The organism is Nocardia sp. NPDC058480, assembly GCF_042720495.1.
In the GTDB taxonomy this organism is placed as follows: Bacteria; Actinomycetota; Actinomycetes; order Mycobacteriales; family Mycobacteriaceae; genus Nocardia.
Window position 1 is genome coordinate 1 of record NZ_JBHXMN010000011.1, and the last position, 11,102, is coordinate 11,102.

The 11,102-nt window shown below is 67.7% G+C and carries 7 protein-coding genes; 4 read left to right on the forward strand and 3 right to left on the reverse strand.

Going from position 1 to position 11,102, the window contains the following annotated elements; genetic code table 11:
* Positions 1–291 precede the first annotated feature (291 nt).
* Positions 292–1,923 (reverse strand): DUF2207 family protein, encoded by a 1,632-nt coding sequence (locus tag ACFWO8_RS23465; RefSeq protein WP_378960261.1) that lies wholly within the window; start codon positions 1,921–1,923, stop codon positions 292–294.
* Positions 1,924–2,201: 278 nt separating this feature from the next.
* On the opposite strand from ACFWO8_RS23465, the gene ACFWO8_RS23470 reads away from it, so the two are divergent.
* The gene (locus ACFWO8_RS23470) at positions 2,202–3,113 is read left to right on the forward strand and encodes a neutral zinc metallopeptidase (protein WP_378960275.1); all 912 of its coding nucleotides are present in this window, start codon (positions 2,202–2,204) and stop codon (positions 3,111–3,113) included.
* A 249-nt stretch (positions 3,114–3,362) separates the two neighbouring features.
* Positions 3,363–4,412: a neutral zinc metallopeptidase gene (locus tag ACFWO8_RS23475; protein ID WP_378960307.1), complete on the forward strand. Its 1,050-nt coding sequence runs from the start codon at positions 3,363–3,365 to the stop codon at positions 4,410–4,412.
* On the opposite strand, the gene ACFWO8_RS23480 is transcribed toward ACFWO8_RS23475, so the two are convergent.
* Positions 4,409–5,686, reverse strand: a complete 1,278-nt coding sequence (locus ACFWO8_RS23480; RefSeq protein ID WP_378960392.1) for an ammonium transporter — start codon at positions 5,684–5,686, stop codon at positions 4,409–4,411. The two genes, ACFWO8_RS23475 and ACFWO8_RS23480, sit on opposite strands and share 4 nt — an antisense overlap.
* A 66-nt stretch (positions 5,687–5,752) precedes the next feature.
* Positions 5,753–6,577 carry a hypothetical protein gene (locus ACFWO8_RS23485; protein ID WP_378960410.1) on the reverse strand — a complete coding sequence of 275 codons (825 nt, stop codon included), beginning with the start codon at positions 6,575–6,577 and terminating at the stop codon, positions 5,753–5,755.
* 445 nt (positions 6,578–7,022) lie between these two features.
* Here ACFWO8_RS23485 and ACFWO8_RS23490 point away from each other — a divergent pair, with 445 nt between their 5' ends.
* Positions 7,023–9,686: a DNA polymerase III subunit gamma and tau gene (locus tag ACFWO8_RS23490; protein ID WP_378960468.1), complete on the forward strand. Its 2,664-nt coding sequence runs from the start codon at positions 7,023–7,025 to the stop codon at positions 9,684–9,686.
* Between the two features lie 189 nt (positions 9,687–9,875).
* On the forward strand, positions 9,876–11,090 hold the full coding sequence (locus tag ACFWO8_RS23495; protein ID WP_378960484.1) for an acetyl-CoA C-acetyltransferase: 1,215 nt from the start codon (positions 9,876–9,878) through the stop codon (positions 11,088–11,090).
* Positions 11,091–11,102: the final 12 nt, after the last annotated feature.

Here is an 11,102-nt window from a genome sequence, read left to right on the forward strand (position 1 = left end):
CCTTCGGCTCAGCGCTTTCGAGCGCTAACCGGCGACCCGGCCGCGGACCGGCCACTTCGTGGCCGTCCCTCCCTAAGGGTCGGGAGTGCGGTGGTTGGGTTGGGTGGGTTGTGGAAGACGGGGACGGGCTGAGGTGCACGGGGTGGTTGGCGGTTATTCGCCGGGTTAGTGGGCCGGGGATACGCAACCCACTGATTATGTGAGGACATGGGTAACTCCCCTGTCGCCTCCCAGCCGCTACTTACACGAAGTAAGGCCGGGAGCTAACGGGGTTAGCTCCCGGTCGGCCCGCTAAATTCGCGGAGAGGCGGAACAAGCGCCTTCCAATGCGGTTATGAAGAAGGGGAATTGGGCGGCGAAGCGGTGGAGGTTGGGGTCTCGGTCGTAGCCGGCGAACCAGTAGAGGCCTGGTTGTGAGTCCGCGGCGGGGTTCATGTCGCGGAAGGTGCGGATCCAGTTGTCGGCTCGGCCGCTGATCACCGTGTAGGGGAGGGCGCGGGAGAAGATCGTTTCCTGGTCGATGGGGGGGATGCGGTCGCGGGTGACGGTGTCGAGGCCGCGGTGCATGGCGCGGATTCGGCCTGCGACGGTGTCGCCGAGGGGAGTTCGGGTGGGGAGGTAGGTGGGGAGCAGCATCGCCGCGCCGCCTGCGAGGGCGATGGCTACGCCTACCAGGGCGTGGCCTGCGGTCAGGGCGAGCGTGACCGTGATGATCAGGCCGAGGGCGATCAGGGCGGCGCCGATCCAGCGGGGGAGAGCCCGCTGCTTCGGGTCGGCGAAGGCGCCGGTGGCGACGGCGTCGTTGCGCATGGCGGTGCGGATCGGGTCCAGTTGCAGGCGGCCGGGGGTGCGCAGTTCGCGGACGGCGACCGCGTCGGTGCCCTCGGGGAGCAGCATGTCGTAGACGGTGCGTTCGTAGTCGCGCAATTGGTCGTCGGGGGCGTTGACGCGGCTGATGCGCCAATCGTCTTCGCCGCGCGCGTTCACCGGGGTGATCCACAGGTAGCGCCGAACGGCGAGATCGACGACGGTGGCGGCGATGTCGACCGGATCGGCGTGCTCGTCGATGATCAGGCCCGCCTCGCCGGGGAGCACACCATCGGGGGAGGTGAACTCGACGCGGCCGCCCTGCTGGATCAGCGGATCGAAGGCATCGCTGCCCGCGACCGCGGCGGCGGCGCGCTTTCGCGCCAGCAGCACATAGGCGATCATGCCCGCCAATGCCAGCAGGAAAGCGCCGAACGCGGCGAGCACGGGTGTGGTGAAGGCGAACGGACCCGTACCTCCGCCGCGCACATCGGCATTCGCGGGCACGGTGCCGGGGGGCATCTGCAAGGTGAGGTCGATGGCATCGCCCTTGCGCAGGTTTGTCTGGTGCAGATAGAGCACGCCGTCGGGTTCGGTGTGGACATCGGCGCACGGCTTGGCATTGCCCGCGGAGCCGAGTTTGCAGTCCACGATGCCCATTTGGAAGCTCGGGCTGATCACCGAGACGTCGAGCACGGCGATATCGGCGTTGAGCACGCCCAGCCAGTGGAACACCTGTGTGCCGGGCATATCGGAGACGGTGTTGTGCACCGAATACGTGAACTTCGATTCGCCCGGCGTGGCCTCGACGACGAACTGATCGTTGACGGTGGTCGCGGTGCCCGCGCCGCTCGCCGTCACATCGGTGACCTTGAAGACCCGCTCGACATCGTCACCGACCTTCAGGCGCAGCGGCAGCGACATCGTGAAATTTCCATCGGCAGGTACCGCGACAGTTTCAATGACCTCGAGCACACCGGTTTCGGTGAGCGTGAGGTCGGCGGTGATCGAAACACCGGTGGTCTCGGGCTGCGTGTGGGCTACCGGCGCGGCCACGAGCAAACCCGCCGCAGCGAGCAGCAGCGCGCCCGCGGCGCCCCCCCGAAAAGTCAGCATGGGTGCCTACTCTAGACAGCTTGCTATTCTGCGTCAGCGGCTGTCGACGAACCATGAGACGAGGGGGGCACGGGGGAGTGACTCAACCACCGTACGGTTATGGGCCGAATGGCCCAGGTGGACGACCGGTTCCACCACCCCCCGGCTATGGTCCGCCCCCGGGATATCGGCCACAACCGGGATATGGGCAGCCAGGTTATCCACAGCCGCAGGGTTATCCACAGGGGTACGGGCAGCGTCCGGCGTATGGTCCGCCGCCGGGATATCGCCCGCCGCCCATGCCCTACGGTCCGCCGGGCAGGCCGACTCCGCCGCCACGTAAACGCGGTGGTGGCTTCACCTCGGCAATCCTCGTTGTCATCTTCCTGCTGGTCGGTGGTCTGGTGAAATACGCCGTCAACACCGGCGTAGATTTCGGCATCGGCGCGATCGGCCCCAAGCCGACCACCACCTACACTCCACAGCCCGGTACCGCGCCCGCCGCGACCAGCGACAACCCGCTGCTCACCGACTCCGACGGCACCCTGGTCCCGGCATCGTGCAACTACGCGCCGTGGGGAACCCAGGTGGACAAGGCACGCGCCTTCTTCGAATCGGCCGCGACGTGCCTCGAATCGGCGTGGAAACCGCTACTGGCGGAGAACAATCTGCCCTTCGAGTCGCCGACGCTCAACATCACCGCGACCACCGACGGCATCTCCACCCCGTGCACCGGATCGACGAGTAACTTCGCCGCCTTCTACTGCCCGGCGAACAAGACCATCTACATGCCGATCAGCCAGCTGCAGACCGAGCAGTTCCGCGACAACTGGGTCGTGTACCTGTCGGTGTTCGCCCACGAGTACGGCCACCACGTGCAGGCCCAGTCGGGCATTCTGCGCAAGGCCAACAGCGAGCGCGTCGACGCGGGCGCCCGCTCAGCCAAGGGGCTGGAGCTCTCGCGCCGAGTCGAGTTGCAGGCCAACTGTTTCGACGGCATGTTCATCGCCTCGTCGAAGGGCGGCGGCTCGCTGTCCTCGTCGCAGGTCACGGTCGCCACCAAGGATTCCTACGGCCGCGGTGACGGCCCCGGCGACATGCGCGACCACGGCACCGCCGAGCACGGCGGCCAGTGGTTCGAAACCGGCCTCGACCGCAACCTCACAGCCCAGTGCAACACCTTCACAGTATCCGCGAGCGAAGTGAACTAGCTGTCCCGCCTCTCCGCGCCTTCTAGCCGGACTTGTGTGCCGCACAGGTAGCGTTGGCGGCCGACGGTGGGGTGTGGGGTGAGTTGGCCCGTTCCCGGTGAGTTACCCATGTCCGTGCGTGATCAGTTGTCAAGGTGATTGATGTATCCCCCGCCTCCTCCGCAGCCGCCCTATGGCAGGCCAATGCCGCCACCGTACGGCGGGCAGATGCCACCGTATGGCGGGCAGATGCCACCATACGGTGGGCAGATGCCACCGTATGGTCGGCCCGCGATGCCGCCGTACGGGAGGCCGTTGCCGCCGCCGTACGGCTATGCGCCGCAGGGGTATCCGCCGCCGCGTCGGGGTGGATCGGGAGCGGTCGGTGCCGTATTGACGGTGTTGACCGTGTTCGGGGTCATCGGGTTGCTGATCGCCGCGGTGACTCTGTCCGAGCAGAGCTCGCCGGGTTCGGTCGCCAAGACGACGCCGCCGAGTTTCACCTACAGCTCGAATTCGCCGGTGCCGACCACCGATCCGACGTCAGCGCGCGCCACGACCACCGCGCGCACCACCGCGCCGACCACAACTAAACCCGCAGGGCCGCAACCTGTTATCGCTCTCGGTCAGCATCCGCTGTTCAAGAACGACGACGCGGGCCTGACGAACATGGACTGCGATCTGCCGCGCTGGTCGACCAACGCGGCGGTGGCCAAGGCCTTCTTCGCGGCGGCGCAGGTCTGCCTCGATCAGATGTGGCGGTCGAATCTGGCCGCCGCGAATCTGCCGTTCAAGAGCCCGGGTCTGGTTGTCGCGGAACAGCCTTCACAGCTGTCGTCGCCGTGCGGTGGCTCCACCAGCGACGCGTTCTACTGCAGCGCCTCTAGCACCATCTACATGTCGACGGCGGGCCTGGTCATACACAACACCCCGTATCCGCCGATGGAGGCGCTGTCGGTCTACGCCCACGAATACGGTCACCACGTCCAGGGGCTCACCGGCCTGATGCAGGCCTCGTCGAATCAGCGCCGTGAGCAGGGCGCGATGTCGTCGGATGGACTGGAGACCTCACGTCGAATGGAGTTGCAGGCCAGCTGTTTCGGCGGTATGTACATCGGTTCGTCCGAGGCGGGTGGCTCCTGGACCTCGCAGGAGGGCTACGCCGCGGTGAAACACAACTACAACCGCGGTGACGGCAACGGCCGCCACCGCGATCACGGCACCTCGGACCACAACGGCAATTGGTACAACCAGGGCTACACGAAGAACCGCAACTTCCAATGCAACACCTGGCTGGCACCCGCCGACGAAGTCAGTTAATTCCCGTAGTGGCCTTCGCCGAAGCGGCGCGGCGAACTGCCGTGAACCCCTTCGGCATAGGCGGTTTCGGCGTGGAGGGCGAAGTCGATGCCCGCGGTTTCGTCTTCCTTGCTCACGCGGAAGCCGATGATCTTGTCGATGCCCTTGCCGAGCACCCACGAGACCGCGAAGGCGTAGGCCGCGACCACGAGCACCGCCACGAGTTGCTTGCCGAGCTGGGCGAAGCCGCCGCCGTAGAGCAGGCCGTTCACGCCGCCGGTCATCACCTGGGTGGCCAGCAGGCCGATCAGGACGGTGCCGACGATGCCGCCGACGAAGTGCACGCCGACCACGTCGAGCGAGTCGTCATAGCCCGCTTTGTGTTTCCAGCCGACCGCGAAGGCACACACCACACCGGCGGCCAGGCCGACGATGACCGCACCGAAGGTGTTCACCACGCCGCAGGACGGGGTGATCGCGACCAGACCGGCCACCACACCCGAGGCGGCGCCGAAGGTGGTCGGCCTGCCGTCGCGGAGCTGTTCGACGAGGAGCCAGCCGAGCATGCCGAGGCTGCCCGCGACCAAGGTGTTCAGGAAGACCGCCGCCGCGGCACCGGTGGCACCCAGCGCGGAGCCCGCGTTGAAACCGAACCAGCCGAACCACAGCAGACCGGCGCCGAGCAGCACGAACGGCAGGTTGTGCGGACGCATCGCGTCGATGTTGAAACCGATCCGCGGCCCGAGGACCAGCGCCAGGGCCAAGGCCGAAGCACCGGAAGCGATCTCGACCACCAGGCCGCCCGCGTAGTCGAGCGCGCCGAAATTCAGCAGCCAGCCGTCGGGTCCCCACACCCAGTGCGCGATCGGCGCGTACACCGCCAGGGTCCACAGCGGAACGAACACCATCCAGCCCGCGAACTTGGCGCGGTCGGCGATGGCGCCCGAGACCAGGGCGGCGGTCAGGATGGCGAACGTCAGCTGGAAGGTGACGAACAGCAGCTCCGGAATGGTGCCGCGGACGGAGTCGGGGTTGATCCCGGCCAGCCCGACGTGCTCGAGATTGCCGATCAGGCCACCGCCCGCGTCGTCGCCGAAGGCCAGGCTGTAGCCGGCGACCAGCCAGACCACGGTGACCAGCGGGATCGCGATGAAGCTCATCATCAGCATGTTCAGCACGCCGGTCGAGCGCACCATCCCGCCGTAGAAGACGGCCAGTGCCGGCGTCATCAACAGCACCATGGCGGTAGCCGCGAGTAGCCAAGCAGTGGCCGCGGGGTCGATCGTTGCGGGCACGGTAACTCCTTTCACGCGTGAATGCGTTGCGAGAAAGTTACCGAACACTCACCGCGGATGGCGGCGCTAGGCCCGGTTTTCCTTGGCCAGTGCCCGCGCGCCGCGCTTGCCGGGAATGGGCAGGTCATCGCCGTCCGCTAGCCATTCGGCGGTGGTGAGCCAGCGGCGCTGGGCATGCGCGTCGGCAACGTCGAAGAACACGCGGCGGCCGCGATCGTCGCGCGCGTCGCGGGCGAGCACCGCCCAGCTCGGCGGCTTGCCCCGGTCGGCGGTGTGTTCCACGACGAAGCCCGCGACCAGCTTGCCGACCATGTTCACCGGCTTCTGCGAGACCCGATTGCCGTATTTCGCGGTGTGCCAGCGCCGCGCCGGACACAGCGAACCAGGGCCCGCGTTCGAGGCGATCCAGCCGGCGCGCTGCGCCCGTTCGATCAGCCACAGATGCTTCACCGCCGACGGCGCGATCTCGCCCACCCGTTCGGCGATGAGCTCACAGACCTCGGCATCGGCGAGGATGTCGCGCCTGGTCGGGCCGATATTGTGCTCGGTCCAATGCGCGGCGGCGAGGCGGGCGAGGATGCGACCGAACTCGTCGATGCTGCGCTGGGCACGGCGGCCGAGCCGCTCGATCCGCTCGGCCTCGCGGCGCATCTCGTTCTGCGCGGTGAGCGTGCGGATGGCCGCCATCGTGGGTACCTGCCCGCGTTCGAGCAGTTGCAGGATGGCGTCGGCGGTCGCCGGGTCGGCCGCGGCCGCGACGGGTAACGAGTCGCGTTTGATGTCGAAGTCTTGGGGGCTGATCGCCCGGCTCAATAGCCCGACCGCGGCATTGTCGCCAGCGAAGTCGGTGTGGGCCAGCCAGGCCGTTGCGATGTCATCACACGACAGCACGATGAAACGTTCCTCCGGTCGATGCGGTGGGGGAGCGATCGGTGCGCGAAGGTTGTGCCCCGGTCGGGATGAGGGACCGGCCGGGGTCACCAACCTGATGAAGGTTTGGCCACCGAAGTTGCCGAGATCCACGGTAGCCAGACACTTGCGTCGCTGTCACGACGGTTCATGGTTTCGTTACATCCAGTAAGAGGCCGTCAACCAGGGAACAGGTACGCATTTCCGGTGTTACCAGGGTCGATGGATTGGTCGACAGTGTATTCGCCGCTCGGATGGCAGTCGATAGCTCGGCCGTTGCACCTACTGGACCGCTTTGCTCCTACGCTTCAGACCGCGCAATTCAATGTGATTTGCATCACAGTTCGTTCATTGCTTCGTTACCGCGTTACCGCACAGTGCCAGCCGCCGATAAACCCTGTCGGACGCTCTCGGTAGCCTGTGGGTCGTGGCTCTGTACCGGAAGTATCGACCGGCGACATTCGCGGAAGTAGTGGGTCAGGAGCACGTCACCGACCCGCTGAGTACAGCGCTGGATACCGGACGGATCAGCCATGCGTACCTGTTCTCCGGGCCGCGTGGCTGCGGCAAGACCTCGTCCGCTCGTATCCTCGCGCGCTCACTGAACTGCGTGGACGGACCCACCTCGACACCGTGCGGTACGTGCTCGTCGTGTGTGGCGCTCGGGCCCGGCGGCACAGGCAATCTCGACGTCATCGAGCTCGACGCGGCCAGCCACGGTGGCGTCGACGACACCCGTGAGCTGCGCGATCGCGCGTTCTACGCGCCTGCCGAGTCGCGCTATCGGGTGTTCATCGTCGATGAGGCGCACATGGTCACCACGGCCGGTTTCAACGCGCTGCTCAAGATCGTCGAGGAACCGCCCGCCCACCTGATCTTCATCTTCGCCACCACCGAGCCGGACAAGGTGCTGGCGACGATTCGCTCACGCACGCACCACTATCCGTTCCGTCTGCTGCCGCCCGCCACCATGCGTGGACTGCTCGGCAAGATCTGCGAGCAGGAGCATGTGCCGGTGGAGGAGGCGGTGTATCCGCTGGTCATCCGTGCCGGTGGTGGTTCGCCGCGCGACAGTCTGAGCGTGCTCGACCAGTTGCTGGCGGGTGCCGGACCCGACGGTGTCACCTACCCGCGCGCGGTCTCGCTGCTCGGCGTCACCGATGTGGCGTTGATCGACGACGCTATCGACGCGCTGGCCGCCAACGACGGCGCCGCCCTGTTCAACACCGTCGACCAGGTGATGGAAGCAGGCCACGATCCGCGCCGTTTCGCCGTCGACCTGCTCGAACGACTGCGCGACCTGATCCTGCTGCGCGCGGTCCCCGACGCCGCCGACCGCGGCCTGGTCTCCGGCCCCGGCGACGTGCTGGAACGGATGCGCGACCAGGCCGAACGCCTCGGCCCCGCCACCCTCACCCGCTACGCCGAACTGCTGCACGATGGCCTCGGCGAAATGCGCGGCGCCACCGCCCCGCGCCTGCTCCTCGAAGTGATCTGCGCCCGCATGCTCCTACCCTCGGTCTCCGACGCCGAGTCGGCGACCCTGCAGCGCCTGGAACGCCTGGAACGCGGATTCGCGGGCGGATCGGTCCCCGCTCCGGCCCGTCCCGGCCCCGCCGCGGGTGAGCCACCCGCTGAACGTCCGTCCGCACCCGCGTCGAGCGGCCGCCGCGGCGCGGAACTTCTCGCCGCCGCCCGCGCCGAGAAGGAAGCGGCGACCAGCGGTTCGCCGGCAGCTGGCGTCGCGAGCCCCGTTGTCGCGGAACAGAAGCCCCCCGCCACGGCGCCCGCAATTCCCGCACCGAGCGTCGCGCCGGCCGAGCCTGCGCCGCTCGCTGAGTCCGCACCTCCGTCGCCCGCACCCACGCAGTCAGCGCCGTCCGTGCAGGCCCGGACTGTGTCTGAGCCGCCCGCACCGCCTGTGCCTGCCGCGCAGCCCGCATCGCTGGCGCCGGTCGCACAGTCCGCACCGCCGATGTCTGCCGCGCAGCCCGCACCGCCTGCGCCGGTCGCACAGTCCGCACCGCCGATGTCTGCCGCGCAGTCCGCATCGCTTGCGCCAGTCGCGCCGCCCGCGTCGCCTACCTCACCACCGGTCGATTCCGGGCAGGGCGTCGGTGAAGGCCCTTCGGAAAATGTTGCCCCCCAACGACTTGTGGCAGGTGTTCCCCCGGCTGAAACAGTCAGGACAGCGCCGTCCGACTCCCGTATTCGGTCGGAAAGCTCTGGCCCCGAGCAGTTCTCCGGACGGCCGACCGAAACCGGCTCACGTCGCGCTGGCGTCGAACCGACCTCGGCGCCGGAAGCGGTAGCACCCCAGGCGGATTCGTCGGCTCAGCCCGAACCCGAGTCGGCTGTCGGCGCAGCGTCGTCGCCGGTCGAGGCGGCCCCTGTGCAGGCGGAGCCGCGGGTCGGCGCCGCGCAGCCACCGGCGGCGACCGAGGATCTGGTCGGCATCGTCGATGCCGCGTGGCCGGAGATCAAGGGCCGGGTGCGCGAGTTCGGCGCTACGTTGCAGGCGTTGCTGTCGGGGGCGGCGGTGTCGCGGGTCGACGGTGACGTGATCGTGTTCGCGCATCAGAGCGCGCCGTTGGCGCAGCGGTTGTCCGATCCGCGCAATATCGATGCGGTGCGTTCAGCCGTGCGGGCGGTGCTCGGGCGTGAACTGAATGTGCGCTGGGAGACCGGAGCTCCCGCGCCGCGACCGGCGCCCGCCGCCAAGACCGGGGCGGCACGGGGAACGGCGAGTCCGGAGAGCAAGCCCGCGGGGCGGCCGAAATTCTCCCGGCCGAGTCAGGCCGGGGGCAACCAGTCGACGAACCGGGCGAACCGGCCATCCGACGATGACATTCCGCCGCCCGATTTCCCCGACTTACCCGATGATCCCGGCCCGGACAGTGGGTCCGAGTCCCGCTCCGGCGCCGATTCCGCGCGCAATGCCGCCGTGCTCGCCCCGCCGACCCCCGAAGAGGAACGGGAGATGCTGGCCGCCGCCGCGGTGCCGGTGGCTCCCGGTGACCGTCAAGACCCGGACGAGGTCGCTCTGGCGTTGCTACGTGAACAGTTCGGAGCAAAGAGTCTGGATGGTTGACAGCCACCGTCCGCACCGCGTTAAGTTAACCGGAGTTCGCACACCACGGTAGTATGAACGGGTGGCCGGTATCACCGGAAGAGCATGGTTCTATGCTCCGCTGGTGCTTGCCGGGATTTGTACGGCGTCGAGACAATTGGTCGTGGCGTTCGTGCGGCCACCGCACCCCAAGGAAGGAAACACTCCGATATGACCACAGAGGCCTACATCTACGAGGCCATCCGCACTCCGCGCGGCCGCGGCAAGAAGAACGGCTCGCTGCACTCGGTCAAGCCGATCGATCTGACTGTTGGTCTGATCCAGGAGCTGCGTGGCCGTTTCCCGAACCTCGACGAGGACCAGATCTCGGACCTGATCCTCGGTGTCGTCACTCCCGTCGGTGACCAGGGCATGGATATCGCCCGCGTCGCGGTCACCATCGCGGGTCTGCCCGACACCGTCGGCGGCTTCCAGCTCAACCGCTTCTGTGCCTCCGGCCTCGAGGCCGTGAACCTGGCCGCGCAGAAGGTTCGCTCCGGCTTCGACGACCTGGTGATCGCCGGTGGCGTCGAGTCGATGTCGCGCGTGCCGATGGGCTCCGACGGCGGCCCCTGGGCGCTGGACCCGGCCACCAACTACGACGGCTACTTCGTGCCGCAGGGTATCGGGGCCGACCTGATCGCCACCATCGAGGGTTTCACCCGCGATGACGTCGACGCCTACGCCGTGCGTTCGCAGGACCTGGCGGCCAAGGCCACCACCGGCGGCTACTTCGCCAAGTCGATCGTGCCGGTCAAGGACCAGAACGGCCTCGTCGTGCTCGACAACGACGAGCACATGCGTCCCGGCACGACCGCCGCCGACCTGGGCAAGCTCGGCCCGGCCTTCGCGGGCATCGGTGAGATGGGTGGCTTCGACGCCGTCGCGCTGCAGAAGTTCACCTACATCGAGAAGATCAACCATGTCCACCACGGTGGCAACAGCTCGGGCATCGTCGATGGCGCCGCCCTGCTGCTGATCGGCAACGAGGAAGCGGGCAAGAACTCGGGTCTGACCCCGCGCGCCCGCGTCGTCGCGACCGCCACCTCGGGTGCGGACACCACCATCATGCTGACCGGTCCTACCCCGGCTGCGAAGAAGGCACTGGCCAAGGCAGGCCTGACGATCGAGGACATGGACCTCGTCGAGATCAACGAGGCGTTCGCCTCCGTGGTGCTGAAGTTCCAGAAGGACCTCAACGTCCCGGACGAGAAGCTGAACGTCAACGGTGGCGCGATCGCGATGGGCCACCCGCTCGGTGCCACCGGCGCCATGATCACCGGCACGGTGCTCGACGAGCTGGAGCGCCGCAACGCGCGCTACGGCCTGATCACCCTGTGCATCGGTGGCGGTATGGGCGTTGCCACCATCATCGAGCGCGTCTGAGCCTCGGCCGAC

Bases quoted from the DNA above. Each gene is read 5' to 3' on its own strand.
- ACFWO8_RS23465 (WP_378960261.1), bottom strand. From the start codon at position 1,923: ATGCTGACTTTTCGGGGGGGCGCCGCGGGCGCGCTGCTGCTCGCTGCG.
- ACFWO8_RS23470 (WP_378960275.1), top strand. From the start codon at position 2,202: ATGCCCTACGGTCCGCCGGGCAGGCCGACTCCGCCGCCACGTAAACGC.
- ACFWO8_RS23475 (WP_378960307.1), top strand. From the start codon at position 3,363: ATGCCACCGTATGGTCGGCCCGCGATGCCGCCGTACGGGAGGCCGTTG.
- ACFWO8_RS23495 (WP_378960484.1), top strand. From the start codon at position 9,876: ATGACCACAGAGGCCTACATCTACGAGGCCATCCGCACTCCGCGCGGC.